This window comes from uncultured Sphingomonas sp. (assembly GCF_964021865.1).
In the GTDB taxonomy this organism is placed as follows: Bacteria; Pseudomonadota; Alphaproteobacteria; order Sphingomonadales; family Sphingomonadaceae; genus Sphingomonas.
Window position 1 is genome coordinate 1 of record NZ_CAXIAM010000049.1, and the last position, 24,318, is coordinate 24,318.

Annotated in this window: 24 protein-coding genes, 2 tRNA genes and 1 pseudogene; 16 read left to right on the plus strand and 11 right to left on the minus strand. The window is 67.7% G+C overall.

Annotated elements, in window-relative coordinates; genetic code table 11:
• The 6 genes and pseudogenes from AADI75_RS12440 to AADI75_RS12465 form a co-directional block, all read left to right on the plus strand.
• Positions 1-224: pseudogene (locus tag AADI75_RS12440) on the plus strand (fructose-bisphosphate aldolase); the annotation flags it as partial.
• Positions 225-377: 153 nt separating this feature from the next.
• Positions 378-1,058 (plus strand): thiamine phosphate synthase, encoded by a 681-nt coding sequence (thiE, locus tag AADI75_RS12445; RefSeq protein WP_341209339.1) that lies wholly within the window; start codon positions 378-380, stop codon positions 1,056-1,058.
• A gap of 55 nt (positions 1,059-1,113) precedes the next feature.
• Entirely contained in the window at positions 1,114-2,115 is a 1,002-nt protein-coding gene (locus AADI75_RS12450) for a L,D-transpeptidase (protein WP_341209340.1), read from the plus strand.
• Position 2,116: 1 nt separating this feature from the next.
• Positions 2,117-2,692 carry a M23 family metallopeptidase gene (locus tag AADI75_RS12455; RefSeq protein WP_341209341.1) on the plus strand — a complete coding sequence of 192 codons (576 nt, stop codon included), beginning with the start codon at positions 2,117-2,119 and terminating at the stop codon, positions 2,690-2,692.
• A 66-nt stretch (positions 2,693-2,758) separates the two neighbouring features.
• Complete coding sequence (gene efp / locus AADI75_RS12460; RefSeq protein ID WP_341209342.1) at positions 2,759-3,322, plus strand: elongation factor P; 564 nt, start codon at positions 2,759-2,761, stop codon at positions 3,320-3,322.
• Positions 3,323-3,559: 237 nt separating this feature from the next.
• On the plus strand, positions 3,560-4,372 hold the full coding sequence (locus AADI75_RS12465; RefSeq protein ID WP_341209343.1) for an inositol monophosphatase family protein: 813 nt from the start codon (positions 3,560-3,562) through the stop codon (positions 4,370-4,372).
• A gap of 138 nt (positions 4,373-4,510) precedes the next feature.
• On the opposite strand, the gene AADI75_RS12470 is transcribed toward AADI75_RS12465, so the two are convergent.
• The 4 genes from AADI75_RS12470 to AADI75_RS12485 all read right to left on the minus strand — a co-directional run bounded on the left by AADI75_RS12470 (position 4,511) and on the right by AADI75_RS12485 (position 7,907).
• Positions 4,511-5,857: a HAMP domain-containing sensor histidine kinase gene (locus AADI75_RS12470; protein WP_341209344.1), complete on the minus strand. Its 1,347-nt coding sequence runs from the start codon at positions 5,855-5,857 to the stop codon at positions 4,511-4,513.
• 8 nt (positions 5,858-5,865) lie between these two features.
• On the minus strand, positions 5,866-6,588 hold the full coding sequence (locus tag AADI75_RS12475; RefSeq protein WP_028966399.1) for a response regulator: 723 nt from the start codon (positions 6,586-6,588) through the stop codon (positions 5,866-5,868).
• 41 nt (positions 6,589-6,629) lie between these two features.
• A complete protein-coding gene (locus AADI75_RS12480) occupies positions 6,630-7,145 on the minus strand; it encodes a ca2+ sensor protein (protein WP_341209345.1) in 516 nt (171 codons plus the stop codon).
• A gap of 123 nt (positions 7,146-7,268) precedes the next feature.
• Positions 7,269-7,907, minus strand: a complete 639-nt coding sequence (locus AADI75_RS12485; protein ID WP_341209346.1) for a glutathione S-transferase N-terminal domain-containing protein — start codon at positions 7,905-7,907, stop codon at positions 7,269-7,271.
• Between the two features lie 154 nt (positions 7,908-8,061).
• Between AADI75_RS12485 and AADI75_RS12490 the strand changes: the two genes are divergently transcribed.
• Positions 8,062-8,916: a helix-turn-helix domain-containing protein gene (locus AADI75_RS12490; RefSeq protein ID WP_341209347.1), complete on the plus strand. Its 855-nt coding sequence runs from the start codon at positions 8,062-8,064 to the stop codon at positions 8,914-8,916.
• Between the two features lie 126 nt (positions 8,917-9,042).
• On the opposite strand, the gene AADI75_RS12495 is transcribed toward AADI75_RS12490, so the two are convergent.
• The gene (locus tag AADI75_RS12495) at positions 9,043-10,278 is read right to left on the minus strand and encodes a TetR/AcrR family transcriptional regulator (RefSeq protein WP_341209348.1); all 1,236 of its coding nucleotides are present in this window, start codon (positions 10,276-10,278) and stop codon (positions 9,043-9,045) included.
• Between the two features lie 135 nt (positions 10,279-10,413).
• On the opposite strand from AADI75_RS12495, the gene AADI75_RS12500 reads away from it, so the two are divergent.
• From AADI75_RS12500 to AADI75_RS12520, 5 genes are all read left to right on the plus strand, one after another.
• Complete coding sequence (locus tag AADI75_RS12500) at positions 10,414-11,649, plus strand: acyl-CoA dehydrogenase family protein (protein WP_341209349.1); 1,236 nt, start codon at positions 10,414-10,416, stop codon at positions 11,647-11,649.
• On the plus strand, positions 11,646-12,665 hold the full coding sequence (locus AADI75_RS12505; RefSeq protein WP_341209350.1) for a phosphotransferase family protein: 1,020 nt from the start codon (positions 11,646-11,648) through the stop codon (positions 12,663-12,665). The genes AADI75_RS12500 and AADI75_RS12505 overlap by 4 nt, the downstream gene beginning before the upstream one ends.
• Complete coding sequence (locus tag AADI75_RS12510) at positions 12,662-13,462, plus strand: SDR family oxidoreductase (RefSeq protein WP_341209351.1); 801 nt, start codon at positions 12,662-12,664, stop codon at positions 13,460-13,462. Before AADI75_RS12505 ends, AADI75_RS12510 begins: the two co-directional genes overlap by 4 nt.
• A 55-nt stretch (positions 13,463-13,517) precedes the next feature.
• A complete protein-coding gene (locus AADI75_RS12515; RefSeq protein WP_341209352.1) occupies positions 13,518-14,585 on the plus strand; it encodes a catalase family protein in 1,068 nt (355 codons plus the stop codon).
• A 107-nt stretch (positions 14,586-14,692) separates the two neighbouring features.
• The gene (locus tag AADI75_RS12520; RefSeq protein WP_341209353.1) at positions 14,693-15,676 is read left to right on the plus strand and encodes a hypothetical protein; all 984 of its coding nucleotides are present in this window, start codon (positions 14,693-14,695) and stop codon (positions 15,674-15,676) included.
• Here the strand turns inward: AADI75_RS12520 and AADI75_RS12525 are convergent.
• From AADI75_RS12525 to AADI75_RS12540, 4 genes are all read right to left on the minus strand, one after another.
• Complete coding sequence (locus AADI75_RS12525) at positions 15,582-16,508, minus strand: acyl-CoA thioesterase II (RefSeq protein WP_341209354.1); 927 nt, start codon at positions 16,506-16,508, stop codon at positions 15,582-15,584. The two genes, AADI75_RS12520 and AADI75_RS12525, sit on opposite strands and share 95 nt — an antisense overlap.
• A complete protein-coding gene (locus AADI75_RS12530) occupies positions 16,505-17,632 on the minus strand; it encodes an acyl-CoA dehydrogenase (RefSeq protein ID WP_341209355.1) in 1,128 nt (375 codons plus the stop codon). Before AADI75_RS12530 ends, AADI75_RS12525 begins: the two co-directional genes overlap by 4 nt.
• 185 nt (positions 17,633-17,817) lie before the next feature.
• Entirely contained in the window at positions 17,818-18,996 is a 1,179-nt protein-coding gene (locus tag AADI75_RS12535; protein WP_341209356.1) for an acyl-CoA dehydrogenase family protein, read from the minus strand.
• Positions 18,993-21,029 (minus strand): 3-hydroxyacyl-CoA dehydrogenase NAD-binding domain-containing protein, encoded by a 2,037-nt coding sequence (locus AADI75_RS12540; RefSeq protein ID WP_341209357.1) that lies wholly within the window; start codon positions 21,027-21,029, stop codon positions 18,993-18,995. Before AADI75_RS12540 ends, AADI75_RS12535 begins: the two co-directional genes overlap by 4 nt.
• Before the next feature lie 169 nt (positions 21,030-21,198).
• Here AADI75_RS12540 and AADI75_RS12545 point away from each other — a divergent pair, with 169 nt between their 5' ends.
• The 4 genes from AADI75_RS12545 (at position 21,199) to AADI75_RS12560 (ending at position 23,476) form a co-directional block, all read left to right on the plus strand.
• Positions 21,199-21,933: a Crp/Fnr family transcriptional regulator gene (locus AADI75_RS12545; protein ID WP_341209358.1), complete on the plus strand. Its 735-nt coding sequence runs from the start codon at positions 21,199-21,201 to the stop codon at positions 21,931-21,933.
• A 53-nt stretch (positions 21,934-21,986) separates the two neighbouring features.
• Positions 21,987-23,177 carry an AI-2E family transporter gene (locus AADI75_RS12550; RefSeq protein ID WP_341209359.1) on the plus strand — a complete coding sequence of 397 codons (1,191 nt, stop codon included), beginning with the start codon at positions 21,987-21,989 and terminating at the stop codon, positions 23,175-23,177.
• 46 nt (positions 23,178-23,223) lie between these two features.
• Positions 23,224-23,300, plus strand: a tRNA-Asp gene (locus AADI75_RS12555).
• Between the two features lie 99 nt (positions 23,301-23,399).
• Positions 23,400-23,476: transfer RNA gene (locus tag AADI75_RS12560), tRNA-Asp, on the plus strand.
• A gap of 19 nt (positions 23,477-23,495) precedes the next feature.
• On the opposite strand, the gene AADI75_RS12565 is transcribed toward AADI75_RS12560, so the two are convergent.
• Together AADI75_RS12565 and AADI75_RS12570 are read right to left on the minus strand one after the other, a co-directional pair.
• Positions 23,496-23,702: a DUF2842 domain-containing protein gene (locus tag AADI75_RS12565; RefSeq protein WP_341209360.1), complete on the minus strand. Its 207-nt coding sequence runs from the start codon at positions 23,700-23,702 to the stop codon at positions 23,496-23,498.
• Positions 23,699-24,241, minus strand: coding sequence for a 5-formyltetrahydrofolate cyclo-ligase (locus AADI75_RS12570; protein WP_341209361.1), 543 nt, complete (start codon positions 24,239-24,241; stop codon positions 23,699-23,701). The genes AADI75_RS12565 and AADI75_RS12570 overlap by 4 nt, the downstream gene beginning before the upstream one ends.
• Positions 24,242-24,318 lie beyond the last annotated feature (77 nt).

The window sequence follows — 24,318 nt, forward strand, 5'->3', positions numbered from 1 at the left end:
ACCGCGGCCGCCCGGGCGTCCAGTCGAGCTTCGCGGGTCGCCGGATCGTCGTGTTCTCGGGCGGCGCGGCCAAGGGCACCGATGCGGTCTATCAGGACGCGCGTGACATCCTCGCGGGCGGCGGCAACGGCTCGATCATCGGCCGCAACACCTTCCAGCGCGAGCGCGGCGAGGCACTCGCGATGCTCGACAAGCTGGTGTCGATCTACAAGGGCGCGGAATAAGTCGACGGAGCGGGCGGCGTAAAGCGGTCGCCCGCTTCTTTGGTTCGCGCGAAGCCGCGAAGACGCGAACAACCCTTCTACCTTCCTCGCGTCTTCGCGCCTTCGCGTGAACCAAACCTTCCGTCCCCCCGCCAAACCCGCTAACCGGCGCGGATGACTGAAGACCCGCTAGGCCCGCTCGACCCTGATTTCGCCGCCAACTTCAAGCGCGACGATCGCCGTCCGCCGTGCCAGCTCTACCTGATCTCGCCGCTCGACGTGACCGGCGCCTTCCCCGATCGCCTGAAGAACGCGCTCGACGCCGGCCCGGTCGCCGCCTTCCAGTTCCGCGTCAAGGACATCGACCAGCACACCGCCGCGCGCCTCGCCGAGCCGCTCCAGCGCATCTGCGCCGACCGCGAGGTCGCGTTCATCGTCAACGATTCGGTCAGTCTCGCCAAGCGGCTCGGCGCGGACGGCGTGCATCTCGGGCAGGAGGACGGCGACCCGCGCGAGGCGCGCGACGTGCTCGGCCCCGCGGTGCAGATCGGCGTCACTTGCCACGACAGCCGCCATCTCGCGATGGAAGCGGGCGAGGCGGGGGCGGACTATGTCGCGTTCGGCAGCTTCTATCCGACCACCACCAAGGCGGTGAAGCACCATCCCGAGCCGGTGATCCTGTCGTGGTGGCACGCCTTGTTCGAACTGCCCTCGGTCGCGATCGGCGGGATCACCCCCGACAATGCCGCGCCCTTGATCGCGGCGGGGGCGGACTTCATCGCCGCCAGCCACGCGGTATGGGGCGGGGACGAGGCCGCCGCGATCCGCGCCTTCGATGCGGTGCTGAAGGGCTGACGGACCCCGACGCGGCAAAGCGCGTTGTTACGGCACCGAAATACGAGAGGTGCCTGTGAAGCGTATCGCCCCCGTCATCGTCAGCGTCCTCGCCCTGACGCTCACCGCCGCCGCCCCGGCGCAGAACGGCGCGACCCCGCCGCTCGACCCCGCAGTGCTGCGGATGCAGGTCGTGCTCGACAAGCTCGGTTTCGGCCCCGGTGTGATCGATGGGCGCGGCGGGCAATCGCTCACCAATGCGCTGAAGGGCTTCCAGGAAAGCCGCGGCCTCCGGGTGACCGGCAAGCCCGATGCCGCGACGCTCGACGCGCTGCGCCGCTTCGGCAACGTCCAGCCGACGATGCAGGTGACGCTGGACGCTGCCGCGATGCGCGGGCCGTATGTGCCGCAGATGCCGGAAGATTATGCGGAGAAGGCCAAGCTGTCGTCGATGGCGTACAGCCGCCCGCTCGAAAAACTCGCCGAGCGTTTCCACACCACGCCCAAGGTGCTCGCCGAGTTGAACCCCGGCGTCACCACGATCGGCGTCGGCTCGAAGATCACCGTGCCCAATACCTTCCCGACCTCGCGCGCCTATCCCGCCGATGCGACGTCGGCATGGCGTGCGACGCTCGCCTCGCTCAACGTCGAGGCCGCGGTGCCAAAGGCTGCGAAGATCGTCGTCGACAAGTCCGACGGCATCCTGCGCGTGCTCGACGGCAACGGGCATCTGGTTGCGCAATATACCGCGACGATCGGCTCGTCGCGCGATCCGCTGCCGCTCGGCAACTGGAAGGTGCTGCATGTCTCGCCCAATCCCGACTGGAAGATGAACCCGAAGATCCTCAAGGGCGTGCCCGACAGCAAGGAGGCACAGATCATCCCGCCCGGCCCGAACAACCCGGTCGGCGTGGTGTGGATCGATCTCAGCAAGGAACATTATGGCATCCACGGCACCAGCGAGCCGGAACAGATCGGCCGCGCGCAGTCGAACGGCTGCGTTCGCCTGACCAACTGGGATGCCGCGCGCGTGGCGATGATGGTGAAGGGGGGAACCCCGGTGCTGTTCCAAGCCTGATATGACGAAGCTCGGCTGGTCGATCCTCGCGATCATCCTGCTGCTTGGGGCGGGCTTCGCCTCGATGGTATCGATCGGCTCGCGCGCGCCGGTCGCCACGCCGACCTTACCCGCCTCGCCAGCGGCGAGCGGCGAGGCGTTGCTGGTCCCGGTGGCCGGCGTGACGCGCGACGCGCTGGTCGATACCTTCGGCCAGCCGCGCGACGGCGGCGCGCGTCACCACGAAGCGATCGACATCATGGCGCCGCGCGGCACGCCTGTGCTCGCCGCCGCCGATGGCCGCGTCGACAAATTGTTCGACAGCGCCGCGGGCGGCCGCACGATCTACATCCGCTCCACCGATGGCGCGACCATGTATTATTACGCGCATCTTGACGGTTATCGTGACGGGCTGACGGAAGGGCAGGTCGTCCGCCGCGGCGAGCCGATCGCGACGGTCGGTGCGACCGGCAACGCCGATGCCGCCGCACCGCACCTCCATTTCTCGGTCTTGCGCACCACGCCGGCACAGGGCTGGTCGGAGGGGCAGGCGGTCGATCCCTTTCCGCTTCTTGCCGAAACGCGCCCCAGCCGCTAAGCCGCCGCGATCGGCGCCCGCGGATTACCGCCGGCGCCGCGGCTCTTTTTACACAGGCGAAGCCCCATGAAGATCAGCGGCGTGGACATCCGTCCCGGCAACATCATCGAGTACGAAGGCGGCATCTGGCGCGCGGTCAAGATCCAGCACACGCAGCCCGGCAAGGGCGGCGCGTACATGCAGGTCGAGCTGAAGAACCTGCGCGACGGCCGCAAGAACAACGTCCGCTTCCGCTCCGCCGAAACGGTCGAGCGCGTCCGCCTCGATACCAAGGACTTCCAGTTCCTGTTCGCCGAGGGCGACGGGCTGGTCTTCATGGACAAGGAAACCTACGACCAGGTGACGCTGCCGCGCGACTTGCTCGGCGACGCCGCCGCCTTCCTGCAGGATGGCATGGACGTCGTCATGGAGCTTCACGACGAAGAGTCGATCAGCGTGCAGCTGCCCGACACGATCGAGGCGACGATCGTCGAGGCCGATGCGGTGGTGAAGGGGCAGACCGCCTCGTCGAGCTACAAGCCCGCGATCCTCGACAATGGCGTGCGCGTGATGGTGCCGCCGCATATTTCGAGCGGCACGCGGATCGTCGTTGACGTCTATGAACAGACGTACGTTCGGCGCGCCGACTGAGACGAATAGCGAGAGCTATTCGCACAGGCGGCCGCCCGGCCGGCGCGCGACGCGCGTCCGACGACGCGGGCTTTGCCCGCGGCGGGCCAGCCAGAAACTCCCTCTCCGCTTGGGGAGAGGGCTGGGGTGAGGGGTAGCGTGCTCGCGATACGGCGGACGCACCCGCAGCGGAAACCGTACCACCCGGACTATACCCACCCCGATCCCCGCCCTTAATGGGAGGGAGGAGTCAGACAAATGCCATCCCATTCCGGCCTGTTCACCGTCATCGAACGCGCGGCGCGCAAGGCCGCGCCGCGGCTGCGTCGCGACTTCAACGAGGTTCAGCACCTTCAGGTCAGCCGCAAGGGGCCGGCCGATTTCGTCAGCCAGGCCGACCAGCGTTGCGAGCGGACGCTTTACGACGAACTGTCGAAGGCGCGCCCCGACTGGGGCTTCGTCATGGAAGAAGGCGGCACGATCGAGGGCGATCCAAACAAGCCGCGCTTCATCATCGACCCGCTCGACGGCACGTCGAACTTCCTCCACGGCATTCCGCATTTCTGCATCTCGATCGCGGTCGAGGAGCCGATGCCGAACGGCAAGCGCGAGATTACGACCGCTTTGGTCTATCAACCGCTGACCGACGAGAGCTTCTGGGCCGAAAAGGGCCGGGGCGCATGGTTGCAGGATCAGCGGCTGCGCGTGTCGTCGCGGCGCGAAACGTCGGAGGCACTGATCGCGACCGGCATCCCGTTCATGGGCCACGGTGATTTCGTGCAGTGGACGCGCATCTTCGGCGCGGTCGCCCCGCAGGTCGCGGGCATCCGCCGGCTGGGTGCTGCGGCGCTCGACCTCGCATGGGTCGCGGCGGGCCGGTTCGACGGCTATTGGGAGAGCGACCTGAAGCTGTGGGACGTCGCGGCGGGGATGCTGCTGGTCAAGGAAGCCGGCGGCTACGTCACCGACTTCCGCGGCGGCGACCGCGCGATCGAGCGCAACGAATTCCTCGCCGCGAACGACGCGCTGCACAACAAGCTGCACAAGCTGGTCGCTCAGGCGCTGCGGTAACCTCCGCTCCCGAACGGGTGTAACCATCACCCGTTCGTGCTGAGCTTGTCGAAGCACGTGCCGCACGCACGCCCTTTGACAGGCTCAGGACGAACGGATGGTGCTTACTTAACCGTCATCGCGATGACGGGAAGGGCATTACCCCCGCGGCAACGTGATCGTCGCCACCAACCCGCCACCGTCGCGTGCCGACAGCACGATCCGCCCGCCCGCTTCCTCGACGATCGCCCGCGCCAGCGCGAGTCCTAGCCCGATCCCCCCGGTGTGCCGGTTGCGCGAGCTTTCCAGCCGGAAGAACGGATCGAACACCTGATCCAGCCGCTCGGGCGGGATGCCCGGGCCGCGATCCGCGACCATGATCGCCGCCATTCGTGCGTCCGACGCCAGCGATACCTCTGCCGCCCCGGCATATTTCACCGCATTCTCGATCAGGTTGCGCACCGCGCGCCGGATCAGCGACGGGCGCAGTCGCATCCGCAGCCGGTCCGCTTCCTCGAAAGTCACCGCCTCGCCCAGATCGCGGAAATCCTCGACCACTGCGTCGACCAGTGCCGCCAGATCGACCTCGGTCTCCGGCTCACTCGGACGGCCAAGCCGGGCCAGCGACAGGATGTCGTCGAGCGTGCGGTTCATCTCGGCGATCGTGTCCGCCATCCGCAGGCGATCCTGATCGTCCTCGACCGATTCGATCCGCACGCGCAGCGCGGCGAGCGGGGTGCGCAGGTCATGCCCGATCGCGCCGAGCATCCGGTCCTTCTCATCGAGCATTGCGGTCACGCGCAGCCGCAGCGCGTTGAAGGCGGCGATCACCGCGCAGACGTCCGGGGGACCGCTTTCCTCCAGCGGTTCGGGCTTTGCGGTGGGCGAATATCCGCGTGCGGCTTCCGCCAGCTCGCGCAGCGGACGCGAAATCCGCCGCGCGACCCACAACACCGGCGCCAGCACCACCACGTACAGGATCAACGTCTGCCCCAGCAGTCGCCAGAACAGCCGCAGGTCGTCGCGCGGCAGCCCGGCGGCCAGCGCCATCCAGCGCCCGTCGGTGCGCTTCACCGCGATCACGATCGAGTCGCGCGGCTCGTCCTCACGCGCCGCACGCGCCGCCATCCGCCGCTCGAAACGGCTGAGCGGGATACGATATTGCCACGGCTTGGCGATCGCGACGTCGACCGCCGCTACCCGCACGCCCATGTCGGCGAGCTGGCTCGTCAATTCGCGCGCGACCGCGGGCTGCGCGACCATTGCGCGCGTGATCGGGTCTTGCGGCACCAGCCGGACGCGCCCGCGATCGGCGACCACCGGCCGCCCCGCCGCCTCCTGATCGAGCGCATCGGCGATGCGATAGGCGGCCGGGCGCGTGATCTGCGCCATCCGCACCGCGCCCCGCTCGCGCAGCAACAATGCCAGATTGATCGCCTGCGCCATGAACAGCGCCAGCGCGACCAGCAACGCCATCTGCCCCGCCAGACTGCGCGGCCACGGCATCCGCCACTTCACAGCCGCGTCACGTCCGTCGACAGCGCATAGCCGCCGCCCCACACGGTCTTGATGATCTCGGGGTTCTTGGGGTCGGGTTCGATCTTGCGGCGCAGGCGGCTGACCTGATTGTCGATCGCGCGGTCGAATGCGGCGGCTTCGCGTCCCTGCGTGAGATCGAGCAGCTGATCGCGCGTCAAAACCTGCCGCGGACGCTGCACCAGCGCCAAAAGAAGATTGTATTCTCCGGTCGACAGCGGCACCGAGACGCCCTCGCGGTCGACCAGCGCGCGCTCGCCGGTCTTCAGCACCCAGCCGGCAAAGGCATAGGAGCCGCTCTCCGGCGCATGGTGCCGCACCCCGCCGCCGCCCGCGGTGCGCCGCAGCACGGTCTTGATCCGCGCCGCCAATTCACGCGGTGAGAAGGGCTTAACGACATAATCGTCCGCACCCATCTCCAGCCCGACGATCCGGTCGGTCTCCTCGCTCTTGGCGGTCAGCAGGATCACCGGCGTCTCGCCGGTCGCGCGGACGTGGCGGCACAGCGACAGCCCGTCCTCGCCCGGCATCATGATGTCGAGCACGATCAGGTCGATCGCATAGGCCGCCAGCCGGGTGCGCGCCGCCTCCGCGTCACCCGCCTGGGTCACGCGAAAGCCCTGCTTGGTCAGATAGCTGGCCAACGGCTCGCGGATCGACCGCTCGTCATCGACCAGCAGGAGGTGCGGCATTTCGCCCATGATCATGGCACCTGACACAATCGTCGTCTTGCGGGAAGAGGTCAGCCGGTCGGGGCGGCGGGATCCGCCGGCGGCATGTCGCCCTCGTGCGGGCGATCGTGCCCGACGCGGCGTGCGCGCATCATCAGCATCATCGCCTCGCGTTCCTTTGCGTCGATCCGCCCGTCGTGGTTGGTGTCGATCCGGTCGAAACGCTTGAGCGCGCCGTCGCGGAACGCGGCCTGCGTCTGCTCCATGTCGCGCCGTGGACGGCGCTCCGCACCACCCATGCGGTCGCCGGGCGGCGGCGCACGGCGTTGCGCGCGCCACGCGCGCCGCTCGTCGCGGGTCAGCTTGCCGTCATGGTTGGCGTCCATCGCCGCAAACCTTCGGTCGGCATCGGCGGCAGCCTCGTCGCGCGTCACCACGCGGTCGCCATCGCCATCGCCATCGGCGTCCGCGGTCTGCATCGGCGCGGGCGAGGGAGAGGGCGGCGGAGTTTGCGCTTGCACGCTGGCGGCGCCAAGCCCGCCCAGCATCGCAGCGCCCAGCGCAGCGGCAGTCATCCACGTCTTCATCGCATTTCCCCTTCATCCCCAGCGGGCGAGCAGCGCCCCGGTCAGCGCATTGTGCCGCCGGGGCGTCGCGGGAACATGTCGGGCGCGGGGCGAAACTGTCGCGACTTGTATCAATCGGCCGGATTACTTGGGCGGCGCAACCGCCTTGCCGCGCTCATAGGCGCGCGCCACCGCCGGACGCGCTGCGACCGTCGCCTGCCACCGCGCGACATTGGGGAAGTTCGCCATGTCCTGCCCCTGCGCCTCGGGAAGAATCCACGGATGGCACGCCATGTCGGCGACCGTGAAATCCTCGCCGGTCACAAACGTCCGCCCCTCGAGCTGCCGGTCGAGCACGCCGTACAGCCGCGTCGTCTCCTTGACGTAGCGATCGATCGCATACGGCACCTTTTCGGGGGCGAAGCGCGTGAAATGGTGGTTCTGCCCCAGCATCGGGCCGAGCCCGCCCATCTGCCACATCAGCCATTGCAGCACGTCGACATGCGCGCGCGGATCGCGCCCGCCGAACGATCCGGTCTTGTGCGCGAGGTAGAGCAGGATCGCCCCGCTCTCGAACACGCTGATCGGCGCGCCGCCGTCGGTGGGGGCGTGGTCGACGATCGCGGGCATCCGGTTGTTCGGCGAAATCGAGAGGAATTCGGGCCTGAACTGCTCACCGGCCCCGATATTGACGGGGAGGATCCGGTGCTCGAGTCCCGCTTCCTCAAGGAAGATCAGAACTTTGTGCCCGTTCGGGGTCGGCCAGTAATGAAGGTCGATCATCGCTTGCAACTCCTGTGTGCGGCGCGACGCTTATCGCACCGGCGCTTTGGTGCGTTCCCCAAACCGCGCCGAAACGATGCTGAAAAGCGACACAAGCTTGCAGCGCCGCAACAAAAGATTATGAACCTGCGGCAAGCAGTTGCTGGGGGGCGACGTGACGGGGAAAGACAACGGGGCGGCAATGGTCGACGTGCGCTATGTTCCGCCTGGCGAGCGGCTGGCGCGCTACGTCACCGGCTATCATCGGTTCGCCGCGCCGGTCTGCCCGACGCGCGAGATGCGCGACGCCTTTTTTCCCAGCGTCGCGACGATTCGCGTTTCGTTGCACGACAGCCCGTCGTGGTCGCTGAAACTGGGCAGCCGCCATATCGATCCGATGCCCGCGGTCGCGCTGACCGGCCCCACCAGCTATGCCGGCTATCTCACCTGCCACGGCGGCGAACTGGTCGGCGTCGGGCTGCAACCGTTGGGCTGGGCGCAGATTTTCGGCGGCGACGTCTCCCGTTACGCCAATCGCGTGATCGCGCTCGACGAGATCGATCCGGGCGCAGCCATGCTGCGCGAGGCGCTGGAGGGCGATCAGCCGTTCCACGTGGCGTTCGAATCGTGGCTGGAGGCGCGGCTCGATCGCCGCCCGCCCGCCGATCCCCGCATCGAGATCCTGTGCGAAATGCTGCGCGATCCCGCCACGACGCGGATCGAGACGGTGGCGGAGGCGCTCGACATGTCGCCCCGCGCGCTGGCGGCGTTGACGCGCTTCAACTTCGGTTTCACGCCGAAACTGTTGCTGCGCCGTACCCGCTTCCTGCGCGCCGTGACGACGGTGCTGACCGACCCGGAGGGTGGCCCGGCCGCACTCGAGGCGGCGGGCTATTGGGACCGGTCGCACTTCCTGCGCGACAGCCATCTGTTTCTCGGCTGCTCGGTACGCGAATTCACCCGCCGCCGCGGCCCGCATAACCAGGTCGCGATCACGGCGCTCGTCCAGGCGTTCGGCACGCCGGTCTGAGAACGGCGATCCCCCCTTCCCCTTCAGGGGAAGGGGCCGGGGGTGGGGCAGTTGCACACGCCCGGCGCTCGTGGACAGGCCCCACCCCAACCCTCCCGTGAACGGGAGGGGGCTTGATGCCCCACTTCACCCCGCCAGCGCGCGATCGTCGAACATCCCGAACATCAGCGTCGAGGCATAATGGCGGATCGCGCGGTCACGATCCATGCTCCACGCCCATTTGCGCATGTCGAATGCGGCGTTGAGCATCCCCATCAGCGCCTGCGATGCGATCAGGCTGTCGACCGGGCGCACCGTGTCCTCCGCGATCCCGTCCATCATCGTCCCCGCAAAGCGCCGCGCGATGCGCGTCGAACGATCGATCATCTGCTGACGCTCGCCCGCCGGCAGCCCGCTCAGCGCGGTGGTGCGCAGCAGCGAATCGCGTTCCGAGAATTGCACCGCCACCAGCGTCGCGACCGTATCGCACAGCCGCTGCCAATGCGTCCCGCCGCGTTCGTCGGCCAGCCGCTGCGCCGCCGCGATCGTGTCGAAGCTGCGGCGATAGCAGGCGACGACCAGATCGTCCTTGGCGTCGAGATGATGGTAGAAGCTGCCCTTGGTGACGTTCAGCTCCGACGCGATCCGCTGCACCGAGGCACCGCGATACCCCAATTCGTTGATCAGCCGCGTCGCCGCCAGCAGGAACGCCTCGCGCCCCGGCACCGGATCGTCATGCGGCAGCGCAACCGTCGCCGGATTCCAGCCCGCGCCGTCCACCGCCAGTCCGTCGCGGAGCAAAGCGGTCAGCCGCGCCGCCGCGCGCGGATATTGGTCGACCTCGTAGCGTGGCAACCACAACGGCAGCCAGAAGATGTTCTCCAGCAATACATGCGCCCGCGCGCCGGCCAGATCGGTCGCCTCGCGTGACAGCCCGCTGCCCCACAGCGCGCGCGTCCGGCGGAACACCTCGCGCCAACGGTTCATCAACGTCGCGCGCATCGGCTCGTCCATCGCACGCAAATCGGACAGCACCGCCAGCGCGCGTTCCTCGCCGCGCTCGATCCGCATCAGCCGCTCGACGTTCAGCGTCACCATCCGCGCGACCCGCGCCTGCGGCGTCGGCTCGCGCCCGGCATCGTCGAGCATCGCCATCAGGCTGTCGAGCGTCTGCTCGAACGCGGCGGCGGCCAGTTCCTCCTTGCGCTTGAAATAATAGGTCACGCTGGTCGTGTTCAATCCGACACGGCGCGCGACGTCGGCAAAGGTCATGCCCTTCGCGCTCTGCTCGTTGATCGCATCGGCAGCGGCGGCAAGGATCGCCTGACGCTTCTCGCGAAAGCGCCGCGTGCTGCCGGTTTCCTCGGTTGTCATTTCCCCCATGACGTAGCGTTAGCATGGCTCCTTTCGAAGATGCAGTCCTTTTCTTCGACGGCCGTCAACGGCGCGATCAGCGGCTTTACCGAACATCGGGTATGGCCTACATCACGCAGCCGACAGCCACGGAGAGGAAGCGCGGTGGATTTTACCCTGAGCGAGCGCGAGACGCATTTCCGCGATCGGGTACGCGATTTCATCGCCCGCGAGATCGCGCCCCGCCGTGCCGAGCATGATCGCCAGCATCATGACGGCGATCGCTGGCAGGTGCTGCCCGTGATCGAAGACGTGAAGGCGCGAGCGAAGGCCGCCGGGCTGTGGAATTTCTTCATGCCGCCGCACTCGGGGCAAACCCATGTCGACGACACGTTCGCGTTCGAGGGGACGCAGCTCTCGAACCTCGAATATGCGCTGTGCGCCGAGGAGATGGGGCGCATCGACTGGGCGAGCGAATGCTTCAACTGCTCCGCGCCCGATACCGGCAACATGGAGGTGCTGCACCGCTACGGCACGCTGGCGCAGAAGGAGGAATGGCTGCGTCCGCTGATGAACGGAGAGATCCGCTCGGTCTTCCTGATGACCGAACCCGCGGTCGCTTCTTCCGACGCCACGAATATCGAGACACGCATCGACCGCGACGGCGATCATTACGTCATCAATGGCCGCAAATGGTGGTCGTCGGGGATCGGTGACCCGCGGTGCCGGATCGGTATCCTGATGGGCAAGACCGACACTGGTGCGGCCCGGCATAAACAACAGAGTATGGTGCTGGTCCCGCTCGACACGCCGGGGGTGCGGATCGAGCGGATGCTGTCGGTCTACGGCTACGATCATGCCCCGCATGGCCACGGAGAGGTCAGCTTCACCGACGTGCGTGTGCCGGTCGACAACATGCTGCTCGGTGAGGGCAGGGGGTTCGAGATCGCGCAGGGCCGGCTCGGGCCGGGGCGCATCCACCATTGCATGCGTACGATCGGCGTCGCGGAGGGTGCGATCGAGGCAATGGCGCGCCGGCTCGTGGCCCGCACCGCCTTCGGCAAGCGCATCGCCGACCATAGCGTCTGGGAAGAGCGGATCGCGCGCGCGCGGATCGACATCGAGATGACCCGGCTGCTCTGCCTCAAGGCCGCAGACATGATGGACAAGGCCGGCAACAAGGCCGCGCAACAGGAAATCGCGATGATCAAGGTGCAGGCGCCGAACATGGCGCTGCGCATCCTCGACGATGCGGTGCAGGCGCACGGCGGCGCGGGCGTGTCGAGCGACTTCGACCTCGCGCACGCCTGGGCGTCGATGCGGACCTTGCGCTTCGCCGACGGCCCCGATGAAGTCCACGCCCGCGCGATCGCCCGGCACGAGTTCGGCAAATACGCATGAGCGATCTCGACACCGCGCGGCTGGGCGACTGGCTGGCCGCGCACGTCCCCGGTGCGGGCGCGATCACCGGCGAGCAACGGCTGGAGGGCGGGCAGTCGAACCCGACCTATCGTGTCGACACCGAACGCGGCAGCTACGTGCTGCGCCGCAAGCCGGTCGGCGCGCTGCTGCCGTCGGCGCATCAGGTCGACCGCGAATATCGCGTGATTGCCGCGCTCCACCCGACCGGCTTCCCGGTGCCGCGAACTTATGGCCTGTGCATGGACGATGCGGTGATCGGCTCGGCGTTCTACGTCATGGCGATGATCGAGGGGCGGACGATCTGGGATGGGACGATGCCCGATCTCACCCCCGACCAGCGCCGCGCGCATTACGAAGCGATGATCGACACGCTTGCCGATCTCCACAACACCGATCATGTCGCGATCGGGCTGGAGGATTACGGCCGCCCCGGCAATTATTTCGAGCGGCAGGTCGCGCGCTGGACCAGGCAATATCGCGGTGCGGAGACCGAGCCGATGCCGCTGATGGAACGGCTGATCGACTTCCTGCCGCGCACCGTTCCCGCGCAGGAGCGGACCAGCATCGTCCACGGCGACTATCGCGTCGACAATCTCCGCTTCGCGCCGGGCACCGAGCCGCGCGTGGCGGCGGTGCTCGATTGGGAATTGTCGACGCTCGGCGATCCGGTCGCCGATCTCACCTATTTCCTGATGAGCTGGGTGACCGAACCCGAAGGCCGCTCGGGCGTGCTCGGCCGCACCGGCGCGGCAACCGGCATTCCCGACATGGCCGAGATGCTGGAGCGCTATTGCGCGCGCACCGGGCGCAGCGCGCCGATCGCGCTCGACTGGTATTTTGCCTTCAACCTCTTCCGCCTCGCCGGGATCGTCCAGGGCATCAAGAAACGGATCGTCACCGGCACCGCCGCCAATCCGCGCGCGCACGAGACCGCGGCACGGATGGGCGGGCTGGTCGACGCCGCCTGGCATTTCGCCGAGCGGGCGGGAGCATGATGCGTTTTGCGGGCAAGTCGATCGTCGTCACCGGCGCCGGCTCGGGGATCGGTCGCGCGGCGGCGTTGCTGTTCGCGGTCGAGGGCGGGCAGGTGGTCGTCGCCGACGTCACCGATCAGGCGGAGGAAACCGCGCAGGCGATCACCGCCGCGGGTGGCATCGCGGCGGCGATCCGCATGGACGCCGGCGACGAAGACGATGTCGCACGCACCGTCGCGCTCGCGGTCGATCGCTTCGGCGACCTCGACGTGATGTTCGCCAACGCCGGCATCTCGGGCGGGATGGCGAACATCTTCGATACCGATGTCGCGTTGTTCTCGGAGGTGCTGCGCGTCAATCTGATCGGCCCGTGGCTTGCGGTGAAGCACGCCGCCCCGGTGATCGCCGCCCGCGGCGGCGGCGCGATCGTGCTGACCGCCAGCGTCGCCGGGCTGCGCTCGGGCGCGGGCTCGCCCGCCTATTCGGCCTCCAAGGCCGGGGTCATCAATCTCGCGACCACCGCCGCGCAGCAATTGTCCGGCTCGGGCGTCCGCGTCAACGCGCTCTGTCCCGGTCTCACCGAAACCGGCATGACGCAACCGACCTTCGACTACGCCCGCGATGCCGGCAAGCTCGACCGCATCGGCCGCCTCAACCCGCTGCGCCGCGGCGCGAAAGCGGAGGAACTGGCGCGCGTGGCGCTGTTCCTCGCCAGCGATGACGCGAGCTACGTCAACGGGCAGGCGCTCGCGGCGGACGGCGGCCTGTCGTCCAGCCACCCGGTGACGCGACAGGAGTATGGCAAGACCGCGGTCTGACGGGAACGCGCGCGGCTAACCTGGGTTGACCCTCCACCCACAGGAGAACCGCCCGATGCCCGCCCCCGTCCTCTACACCCCCGACATCGAGCAACCGCAGCCCGACGAAGCCGCGACGATCGCGCAGCTCAACGAACAGTTCGACATCGTCCTCGACACCACCGCCGAGGATTACGGCCACGCCGTCCGCGCGGTCCATGCCAAGGCGCACGCGATCCTCGAAGGCACGCTGACCATCGACGCCGATCTGCCGCCCGAGTTGGCGCAGGGCCTGTTTGCGACCCCCGGCGAGCACAGGGTGCTGATGCGCTTCTCCACCAACCCCGGCGACATCCTCGACGACGCGATCTCGCTGCCGCGCGGCCTCGCGATCAAGGTCTTCGACGTCGACGGCGAACGACTGCCGGGCGCGGAGGGCCGCGCGCAGGACTTCATCATGGTCAACGCCACCGCCTTCCAGGCAAAGACTGCGGACGCGTTCCTCGGCAACCTCAAGCTGCTCGCGCGCACCACCGGCAAGGCGGAGGGCGCCAAGAAGGCGCTGTCCGCGGTGCTGCGCGGCGTCAGCAGCGCGCTGGGCGCGGTCGGCATCGAGAGCGCAACGATCAACACGCTGGGTGGCGCGCCGAACGTCGATCCCGTTGGCGAGACCTATTACAGCGCCACCCCGTTCCGCTACGGTGACCATATCGCCAAGTTCAGCCTCGCGCCGATCGCCCCCGGGCTCACCGAGCGCACCGGCGCGATCATCGACACCGCGGGCGACCGCGATGCGATCCGCCACACCGTCCGCGACGAGCTGCGGTCGATCCCCGGCGAATGGGAGTTCCGCGTCCAGCTCGCCCGCGATCTCGCGCGCCAGCCGGTCGAGGACGCGACAGTCGAATGGGACGAGGCGGAAGCCCCCTTCTTGCGCGTCGCCACGATCCGCACCGCCGCGCAGGACAGCTGGGACGAGGCGCGCGTCGCGCAGGTCAACGACCATCTGCGCTTCAGCATCTGGACCGGCCTCGCCGCGCACCAGCCGCTCGGCAACATCAACCGCGCGCGCCGCGACACGTATCGCCACTCCGCCGACTACCGCCAGCGCGTCAACCGCTGCCCGATCCACGAACCGGGGTGATCCTTGGCAGTCATTGACCCGGAATGATCGGGACGCGGCGGATCGGATTGCAGCCGACGGTGACGCGGCACATTCTAACGCGGGATCTCCTTGCGGGATGATGCGACATGCGGATCGTGACACTGGCGAGTTCGGCGTTGCTGATCGGGTCAGCTCCCGCCGATGTCCCGACCGGCCGTTTTCAGGAATGGCGATCGTGGACCAAGGCTCCACTGAATTTCACCTCCGGCGGGATCACCATCGCGGTCGCTCCGCTGCAGTGCCCGGCACATCCGCTCGGAGACAATTCGTGCAGTTGGGACCATTATAACAACCAGGCGCAGGTCACCATTACCGCGCCAGGCGTTGCGCCGATCACGGTGAAGACGGACCCTGCGGGCGCTTATGCCCGCATCGCCGTGGCCCGGCTCCGCAGTAGCGATCGGCGCCCGGGCGTCATCATCGAGAGCCAGTCGGGCGGCTCGGGCGGCGATATGACGCTCCAGCTGCTCGTACCGACGCGAGGTGGCTATCTGCCTGCGACGTCACAGGCGGCGGGGATCGGGCTTCAGGGAGCACTCGAAGACGGCCCGCGTGATGTTTCTGGCGACGGCGAAGTCGATCTGGTGCTGCAGGATCCCGCCTTCGCCCACGTGTTCGGTTGCAACGCCTGCACGCCTCGCCCGCCGTTGATAGTCACCGTCAAGGGCGGCCGGATCGTGGACGAGAGCCGCGATCCGGCGCTGCGTGCGGTCTTCCTGGCCGACATGGTGCGGTGGGGGCCGGTCTGCCTTTCGACCAACCGCTATCGCAACGGTGCCTGCGCCACCTATGTCGCCGATGCCGCGCGAGCCGGTCGGCTGGCCGCCGCATGGTCCGCGATGCTGAAGCATTACGAACCGGGCGAAGACCTGTGGGAGCCATGCGACGTTCCCGTATCGCAGTGGAAAGACCATCAATGCCCTGCCGGTCACGTGACGCACTTCGCCGACTTCCCGGCATCGCTCCGCGCCTTCCTCAAGCGCGCCGGCTACCTCCCCGATTTGCGTCCGTTCGCATCCGCGCCAGCCCCTCCTGCGCGACGCTCGCCACCAGTCGCCCGTCGGCGGTGAAGATGCGGCCGCGGTTCATGCCGCGGCCGTGCCCCGCCCACGGGCTGTCCATCGTGTAGAGCAGCCAGTCGTCGGTCCGCGCCGGTTCGTGCAGCCACAAGGCATGGTCGAGGCTGGCGGTCTGCATCCCGGGCGTGATCCACGTCACGCCGTGCGGCAACATGCACGTCCCTAGCAGCATCATGTCGCTGGCATAAGCGAGCACCGCGCGGTGCATCGCCGGATCGTCGCCGACCGGCGCGACCGCGCGGAACCAGTAATGATGCACCGGCGGGGCAGGGGTGGGCTCGGTCCAGTGCCGCGGCGTCACCGGGCGATATTCGATCGCGCGCGGGCGGAGCAGTTGGTCGCGCAGTTGCGGCGGGATCTTGTCCGCCACCGCCGCGCGCAGCGTCTGTTCGTCCTGCAACGCTTCCGGTGGCGGCACGTCGGGCATTGCATCCTGATGCGACAGCCCGTCCTCGGCACGCTGGAACGAGGCGGCCATGTTGAGGATCGGCGTGCCCTTCTGCATCGCGATCACACGCCGCGTCGCGAAGCTGCGCCCCTCGAAATCCCGCACCACACGGTAGATGATCGGATGCTCCTCCGACCCCGCGCGCATGAAATAGGCGTGGAGCGAATGCGCCACCTTGTCGGTCTCGCCCGCCGAGCGCTGTGCCGCCTGCAGGGCCTGCGCGATCACCTGCCCGCCGAACACGCGCCCGACCCCGCCGGTCGAGCGCCGCCCGCGGTACAGATCGGTGTCGATCTCCTCGACGTCGAGCAGATCGACCAGATCGGCCACCAGTTCGGCCGGCGAGGGGGCCGCAGCGGAGGGCGCGTCGCTCAATAGCCGCGCCCACGTGCCACGCGGTCGGCATGGAAGTTCGCGTCGCCGAACATTTCGGCGAGCACCCGCGCACGCTTCATGAAGAAGCCGATGTCATATTCGTCGGTCATCCCGATTCCGCCGTGCATCTGCACGCCTTCCTGCACCGACAGCGTCGTGGCAAGCCCCGTCATCGCCTTGGCCACCGACACCGCCTGATCCACCGCCGCATCGCCCGCGTCCAGCAACTGCTGCGCCTTCAGCACCGCAGCCCGCGCCACTTCCATTTCGGCATAAAGATGCGCGGCACGATGCTGGAGCGCCTGGAAGCTGCCGATCAGCGCGCCGAACTGCTTGCGCTGCTTGAGATAGCCGACCGTCATGTCCATCGCCCCGCCGCCGACGCCGAGCAGTTCGGCCGACGCGCCCGTCCGCCCGGCGCGCAACAATCGGTCGAGCGGCGCGCGCCCGGCATCCACCTCGCCGATCACCGCATCGGCATCAACCGCCACGCCCTCGAACGTCATTCGTGCCGCGATGCTGCTGTCGGCAAGCCGCTCGGGCGTCGCGGTCAATCCGGCGGTATCGGCGGGTACCGCGAACAACGTCACGCCCTCGGCATCCTCGTCGCTCCCGGCGGTGCGCGCCGCGACGATCAGCAGGTCGGCGACATGGCCGTGCGTCACGAATTGCTTGGCGCCGCTCAACCGGAAGCCGTTGCCGGACCGCTCCGCGCGCAATGCGACACGGTCGCGATGTTTCGGCCCCTCGTCGATCGCCAGCGCCGCCACCGTTTCGCCCGACAGGATGCCGGGGAACCAGCGCGCCGCCTGCGCAGTGCCGTCGAGCGCTGCGACCGCCGCGACGGCGGTGGAGAGGAACGGCGACGGCGACAGGTTGCGCCCGATCTCCTCCAGCACCACGCCCGCCTCGACATGCCCGAGCCCAAGCCCGCCGGCCTCCTCGCCGATCAGGATGCCGGTAAACCCCATCTCGGCGAACTGCTTCCACAGCCCGCGATCGAACCCAATCGCATCGTCACTGTCGCGCAGTCGCCGCAAATGCCCGACCGGCGCGTTCTCGCTCACGAAATCACGCGCGGTGTCGCGCAGCATCGTCTGTTCGTCGTTCAGGAAAAGCGGCATCGCATCCTCCATGTCCCCGCCGCCCGGCAGGGTCCGTCTTCGCGAATCATCGCGACGTTAGGTCGGCTCCGTCATTGCGAGCGAAGCGCGGCAATCCAGGGCGTCCTGATCCGGCGCTGGATTGCTTCGCTGCGCTCGCAATGACGAGCGCGGCGGTATCGCCCGTCCGGGCGGGGAGCGGGCGATCACCCCGGCAACTCCAAAATTCGCTTCGCCACAATGTTCAGCTGGATCTCGCTCGTCCCGCCCTCAACCGAATTTGCCTTGGTCCGCAACCACGCCCGCGCCGCGCGCCCGCCGCCCGAGCGCTCGCTCTCCCATTCGACCGCGTCCGACCCGCCCGCCGCCATCGCCAGCTCGTGACGCGCCTTGTTCAGCTCGGTACCGTAATATTTCATCATGCTCGGCTGCGCGGGATGCGCCTGTCCGGCCTTCAGTTCGTCGATGAACCGTTCGCTCTGCGCCGCAAACGCCAGCGCGCGCACCTCATACGCCGCAATCTGCGCACGCAGCAGCGGATCGGCGAGCCGTCCTTCGGCGTCCACGCCCACCGTCGCCAGCGCGCCCTCGACCAACGCATCGCCGCCGCCCGACAGCCCCATGCCCGAGATCATCTCGCGCTCATGCCCGAGCAGATATTTGGCGACGTCCCAACCCTTGTTGAGTTCGCCGACCAGATTGGCCTTGGGCACCTTCACATCGTCGAAGAACGTCTCGCAGAACGGCGAATAGCCGCTGATGAGCAGGATCGGCTTGGTCGACACGCCGGGCGAGGCCATGTCGAACAGCACGAAGCTGATCCCGCCCTGCTTGGTCGTCTTGTCGGTACGCACCAGACAGAAGATCCAGTCGGCCTGATCGGCATAGCTGGTCCACACCTTCTGCCCGTTGACGACGAAATGATCGCCGGCATCCTCGGCGCTCGTCGCAAGGCTGGCGAGGTCCGACCCGGCATTGGGTTCCGAATAGCCCTGGCACCAGCGGATCTCGCCACGCGCGATCTTGGGCAGATGCTCCAGCTTCTGCGACTCGCTGCCGTATTTCAGCAGCGCCGGCCCCAACATGGAAATGCCGAAGCTGTTGAGTGGATTGCGCGCCTTGATGCGCGCCATTTCCTCGCGCAGCACCTTTGTCTCCGCCGCGCTCAGCCCGCCGCCGCCATAGTCCTTCGGCCAGTCGGGGACGGTCCAGCCGCGCGCCGCCATCCGGTCGAGCCACGTCTTCTGCGGCGCGGTCAGCCGCGACTGGTCGCGCCCACCCCACACCACGTCCTTTTCGGACACGATCGGCGCGCGCATCTCGGCGGGGCAATTCGCCTCCAGCCACGTGCGGGTTTCGTTGCGAAAGGTATCGAGATCGCTCACTTGAACGCCTCCCCGGTCTTGAGCCCCTTCGCGACCGCGAAGCCATAGCGTTCCAGCCCGGCGACCACCTTGTCGACTCCCTCGCTCTGCGCCCAGAACATCGGGCCGCCGCGATAGACCGGCCAGCCATAGCCATAGACCCACACGACATCGATATCCGACGCACGCTGCGCCATGCCTTCCTCAAGGATCAGCGCGCCCTCGTTGACCATCGTGTAAAGCGTGCGCGCGACGATCTCCTCGTCGCTGATCTCGCGCGGGGTCGCGCCCTCCTTGGCGCGGAACTCGTCGATGATCTCGGCCACGCGCGGCGACGGGGTCGGGTTCCGCTTCTCGTCGTAATCGTAGAAGCCCGCCCCCTTCTTCTGCCCCCAGCGCCCCTCGGCGGCCAGCGCGTCGCGGATGTTCTCGATCCGCGAGGGATCGCGATGCCAGCCGATGTCGACCCCGGCGAGATCGGCCATCTGGAACGGCCCCATCGGCATCCCGAACGCGACATGCACGCGGTCGATCTGCTCGGGGGTCGCGCCTTCCATCAACAGCTTGTTGGCCTCCACCTGCCGCGGCATCAGCATCCGGTTGCCGATGAACCCGTCGCACACGCCCGCGACCACCGCGACCTTGCGGATTTTCTTGGCGAGCGCCATCACCGTCGCCAGCACATCGGGCGCAGTCTCCCTGCCGCGGACCACCTCCAGCAATTTCATGACATTGGCCGGCGAGAAGAAGTGCATTCCCAGCACGTCGCCCGGCCGTCCGGTCACCGCCGCGATCTCGTCGATGTTGAGGTAGCTGGTGTTGCTTGCCAGGATCGCGCCCGGCTTCGCGATCGCGTCGAGCCTGGTGAAGATGTCCTTCTTGACGCCCATGTCCTCATAAACCGCCTCGATGATAAGGTCGCAGTCGCCAAGGTCGTCGAGCGACAGGGTGGGGGACAGCAACCCCATCGCCTTGTCGGGCGCATCGGCGGGCAGGCGGCCCTTGGCGGCGCTCGCCTCGTAATTGCGCCGCATCACCCCGGTGCCGCGGTCGAGCGCGTCCTGCTGCATTTCTACGATCGTCACCGGCACGCCCGCCGACAGGAAATTCATCGCGATCCCGCCGCCCATCGTGCCGGCGCCGATCACGCCGACGCGCCGGATCGGGCGCAGCGGGATGGCGGAGTCGATGTCGTCGATCTTCGCGGCCTTGCGCTCGGCGAAGAACAGATGCCGCTGCGCCGCCGATTGCGTGCCGGTCATCAGCGCCATGAACTGTTCGCGCTCGACCGCCAGCCCGTCCTCGAACGGACGTTCGGTCGCGGCGACCACGCAGGTGATGCACGCCTCGGGCGCGTCGAACCCGCGCAGCTTGCGGCCGTGCGCCTTGCGGAATGCCTCGACCGCCGCCGGGTCGGGGGCGACCGTGCGATCGCGGACGCGCGGGATCGGGCGCTTGCCCGCCACCTCGCGCGCAAACGCGAGCGCGTCGGCGGCCAGTGTGTCCTCGCCGGCGACCTTGTCGATCAGCCCCATGTCCGCCGCGGCCTGCGCCGATACGGGATTGCCGAGCACGATCATCTCCAGCGCCGCCTTGACCCCCACCAGCCGCGGCAGCCGCTGCGTGCCGCCCGCGCCGGGCAGCAGCCCCAGCTTCACCTCGGGCGTGCCCAGCTTCGCTGAGGGGACAGCGACGCGGTAGTGGCATCCCAGCGCCACCTCGCACCCGCCGCCCAGCGCGGTGCCGTGGATCGCGGCGACGACCGGCTTCGGGCTTGCTTCGATCAGGTCGACCAGCGTCGGCAGCGGAATGCCCTGCAGCGGCTTGCCGAATTCGCTGATATCGGCACCCGCGAAGAAGGTGCGCCCGTCGCAGCGGATCACGATCGCGGCGATGCTCGAATCTGCGACACCGGCCTTCACCGCGGCCGCCAATCCGTCGCGCACTGCCGCACCAAGCGCGTTCACGGGCGGCGAATCGCTGGTAATTTGGAGGATATCGCCGTCCCGGTCGACGCGGATCGGCCCCGATTGTTCGATGCTATGCGACGTCATGGGGGATCGCTCTCCTGGATTTTGGCATACCGTTGTTTCGAATTATCGCGTGGACAGGGCGGAATGCAATCGTCTTTGCACGAACCGGCCCGACTATCGCTGCCGGGCTTGTCGATGCGCCGCTTCCCCGCCTAATCCTGCACCGACAAGAATGGGGGTTCGCTCTTCGATGCGCGTGACGAAGGATTTTCTACGCGGGCGCGGCCGCGCCGGATTGACCGAGGCAGAAAAGGACGTTCTCGAAAGCGCGGTCGAACGGGTCGAGCAATTGCCGGCACGCCGGATCGTCACTCGCCGTGGCGAAGCGGTGTCGTACAGCACCTTGCTGCTCGATGGCGTGATGTGCCGCTACATGGATGCACGCGACGGTTTCCGGCAATTGGTGGCGCTGCAACTGACCGGTGATTTCGTCGACCTGCACGGATACCCGTTGCGTCGGCTCGATCATGACGTCGGTACGCTGACGGAGGCGCGCATCGCCATCATCCCCCATGCGCGTATCGACAAGATCCTGATCGAGCACCCGCATCTGGCACGGCTGCTCTGGCGCTCGACGCTGCTCGACGCCGCACTTCACCGGGAGTGGATTTTTCGGATCGGACGGCTCGATGCGGCGGGGCGGCTGGCGCATTTTCTGCTCGAGACCTATCACCGGCTGCGCGCCGTCGGGGCCGCGGATGGCAACGCCTTCGATTTCGCGTTGACGCAACAGGATCTCGGCGAGGCGCTGGGGCTCACCAGCGTGCACGTCAACCGCATGTTGCGGCGTCTGCGCGAAGGCGGAATGGCCGAATTCGCGCGCGGGGTGGTGCGGATCACCGACCACGACCGGCTGGCCCGCCTGGGCGAGTTCGACCCCGACTATCTCTACCTGGAAACGGGCACCTGGAACCGCGACGACTGATCGCAACGCAAAGGCGCTTGGCCATGGGCGATAAATGGCCGTAGGTGATGGATATGCCCGATCAGCCTTCGTCCGCCGAGCCCTTCATCCCGGCACCCACCGCGGCCGGCATCGACCCGCCGATGCGGCGCGACCGCCTGCTCGCCGGGCTGACGTTGACGGCCGGGATAGGGCTGATGCTCGGGCTGCCGTTCGCGTTGCAGGCGGGGGCTGAGTTCTTCATGCCAACCGCCATTGCGCTGGTTGTCTCACTGGCGCTGATCCCCTTGCTGGAGTGGCTTGAGCGTCGTCGGTTGCCGTCACCGATTGCGGCGCTGCTGTGTGTGATCCTGTTTCTCGTGATCGCGAATGTGGCGCTGGCGGCGATCGTCGTGCCCGCGACGGAGTTCTTCCGGCTGTTGCCCAGCCGCATCCACCGCATCCAGGCCAATCTAGCCCCGATCCTCGATCTCTATTCCAGTCTCGAGCGCTACGCGAACCGCACACTGCGCCAGATCGCGACCACGCCGGTCAAGCCCTCGGCAACCGCCGCGGTCGCGCCACCGAGTTCGATCGTCGAATTGGCCGCGACGTCGGCACCGGCGGTGATCGTCCAGACCTTCTATGCGATCCTGGTCGCGTTCTTCTTCCTGTCCGGCTGGACCCGGATGCGCGAGCGCATGATCACCGGCCGGGCCAGCTTCGGCGGCGCGATGACGACCGCCAGAGTGCTGCAGGAGATGGTCGATGCCGTGTCATCGTATCTCGGCACGATCACCATCATCAACATCGCACTCGGCGCCGTGGTCGCAGGTGCGCTCCACCTGCTGGGGATGCCGTTTCCGCTGATGTGGGGCGGAATCGTGACGCTGCTCAACTACGTGCCCTACTTCGGGCCAGTCGTTGCTGCCTTGCTGCTCGCGATCGGCGGGCTGATGACCTTTTCCGACGTATGGACCGCGCTGTCGGCCCCGGCGATCATGTACGGCGCGCATCTGATCGAGGCCAATGTCGTGACCCCGCTGATCGTCGGGCATCGTCTGACCATCAATCCGGTCATGATCCTCATTTCTATCAGCTTCTGGGGCTGGGTTTGGGGCACGGTCGGCGCGCTGCTGGCGGTGCCGATCCTCATCATCGTCCAGACGATCCTGTCCGCCGCCGGCCGCCCCGACATCGCCGGTTTCCTGTTCGAGGACGGCACGCTGATGCGCGGACAGGAGGAGCAGATCGCCGTCGTCGAAAAAGTCGCCGATAGTCGTTGACAGGGTAGGGCGTGCCGCCTAGTTGGCGCGCCTCACGCTTCTACAAGCGGGTGTAGCTCAGTTGGTTAGAGCGCCGGCCTGTCACGCCGGAGGTCGCGGGTTCGAGCCCCGTCACTCGCGCCATCCCTTTCGGGGACGGGCGTATCGTGGTTGTGAGATGACGCGAAACAGGCGGATATCGGGGGCAATATGTCCTTTGTTCCTTCTGACGCGTACAGGAATGCGGGTGTAGCTCAGTTGGTTAGAGCGCCGGCCTGTCACGCCGGAGGTCGCGGGTTCGAGCCCCGTCACTCGCGCCACTTGTCAGTGGCTGTAAACTCAGCGCCAGCGGCCTGTCTCCATCCAGCGGAGCAAGGGTTTGAGCGGCGCGATCCAGATGATCCCGGTCACGACATAGAACAGTAACTGCACCGCCCCGTGCCACCGGCCGACCGTCGCGGAAAGCGAGGCGATGCCCACGCACCACACCGAAATCAGCAGCAGGATGATCAGCATCCCAGCGGGCTTGCGCCATGAAGGTGTCATGCGGTGATCCACTCCAATTCGGTCGCGACGGCGTGCAGCGGCACGTCCCAAGGATCGGCGCTCAACCCGTCGATCCGCTGCACGCTCCATGCCACCCCGATCCGCAATGCCTGCGGGAAGGTCTCGAATGCACGGTCATAATGCCCTGCGCCTTGACCCAGCCGGTTGAGCGCGCGGTCAAACGCGACCAGCGGGGTCAGCACCACATCGGGGGCAACCGGCGTGTCATCATGCTCTGGCTGGCGCAACCCGAATGGGCCGCTCTGCAAGGTGCTGCCCGGGGTCCAGCGCAGGAACGACAGCGGCGTTGCCCGGTCAACGACATGCGGCAGCGCGAGCGTGCATCCCGCCGCCAGCGCGGCTTGCTCCAGCGGTGCGGGGTCGGCCTCGCTGCCGATCGGCACGTAGCTTGCCACGATCATCCTCGGCGAGAGAAGGGCCACGAACCGCGCATCGACACGGATCGGCGGATGCGGCGCGGCGACGAAGGCGGCGCGGGCGGCACGCGCAGCGGCGCGCAAGCTGGTCTTGTCGCTCATCGGATTACATCGGACCGCGAAGAGGGCGGGTGGCGGGACCGCCGTGGCCGTGTGCCGTAATATCCACTGACGCCCAA

Excerpts from the sequence above, each read along its gene's own strand:
- AADI75_RS12530 (WP_341209355.1), bottom strand. The coding sequence starts at position 17,632 with ATGCCGCTTTTCCTGAACGACGAACAGACGATGCTGCGCGACACCGCG.
- AADI75_RS12485 (WP_341209346.1), bottom strand. The coding sequence starts at position 7,907 with ATGATCGACCTTCATTACTGGCCGACCCCGAACGGGCACAAAGTTCTG.
- AADI75_RS12520 (WP_341209353.1), top strand. The coding sequence starts at position 14,693 with ATGCGGATCGTGACACTGGCGAGTTCGGCGTTGCTGATCGGGTCAGCT.
- AADI75_RS12550 (WP_341209359.1), top strand. The coding sequence starts at position 21,987 with ATGCCCGATCAGCCTTCGTCCGCCGAGCCCTTCATCCCGGCACCCACC.
- thiE (WP_341209339.1), top strand. The coding sequence starts at position 378 with ATGACTGAAGACCCGCTAGGCCCGCTCGACCCTGATTTCGCCGCCAAC.
- AADI75_RS12475 (WP_028966399.1), bottom strand. The coding sequence starts at position 6,588 with ATGGGCGAAATGCCGCACCTCCTGCTGGTCGATGACGAGCGGTCGATC.
- AADI75_RS12495 (WP_341209348.1), bottom strand. The coding sequence starts at position 10,278 with ATGGGGGAAATGACAACCGAGGAAACCGGCAGCACGCGGCGCTTTCGC.
- AADI75_RS12480 (WP_341209345.1), bottom strand. The coding sequence starts at position 7,145 with ATGAAGACGTGGATGACTGCCGCTGCGCTGGGCGCTGCGATGCTGGGC.
- AADI75_RS12465 (WP_341209343.1), top strand. The coding sequence starts at position 3,560 with ATGCCATCCCATTCCGGCCTGTTCACCGTCATCGAACGCGCGGCGCGC.
- AADI75_RS12545 (WP_341209358.1), top strand. The coding sequence starts at position 21,199 with ATGCGCGTGACGAAGGATTTTCTACGCGGGCGCGGCCGCGCCGGATTG.
- AADI75_RS12455 (WP_341209341.1), top strand. The coding sequence starts at position 2,117 with ATGACGAAGCTCGGCTGGTCGATCCTCGCGATCATCCTGCTGCTTGGG.
- AADI75_RS12505 (WP_341209350.1), top strand. The coding sequence starts at position 11,646 with ATGAGCGATCTCGACACCGCGCGGCTGGGCGACTGGCTGGCCGCGCAC.
- efp (WP_341209342.1), top strand. The coding sequence starts at position 2,759 with ATGAAGATCAGCGGCGTGGACATCCGTCCCGGCAACATCATCGAGTAC.
- AADI75_RS12470 (WP_341209344.1), bottom strand. The coding sequence starts at position 5,857 with ATGCCGTGGCCGCGCAGTCTGGCGGGGCAGATGGCGTTGCTGGTCGCG.
- AADI75_RS12540 (WP_341209357.1), bottom strand. The coding sequence starts at position 21,029 with ATGACGTCGCATAGCATCGAACAATCGGGGCCGATCCGCGTCGACCGG.
- AADI75_RS12515 (WP_341209352.1), top strand. The coding sequence starts at position 13,518 with ATGCCCGCCCCCGTCCTCTACACCCCCGACATCGAGCAACCGCAGCCC.
- AADI75_RS12570 (WP_341209361.1), bottom strand. The coding sequence starts at position 24,241 with ATGAGCGACAAGACCAGCTTGCGCGCCGCTGCGCGTGCCGCCCGCGCC.
- AADI75_RS12565 (WP_341209360.1), bottom strand. The coding sequence starts at position 23,702 with ATGACACCTTCATGGCGCAAGCCCGCTGGGATGCTGATCATCCTGCTG.
- AADI75_RS12510 (WP_341209351.1), top strand. The coding sequence starts at position 12,662 with ATGATGCGTTTTGCGGGCAAGTCGATCGTCGTCACCGGCGCCGGCTCG.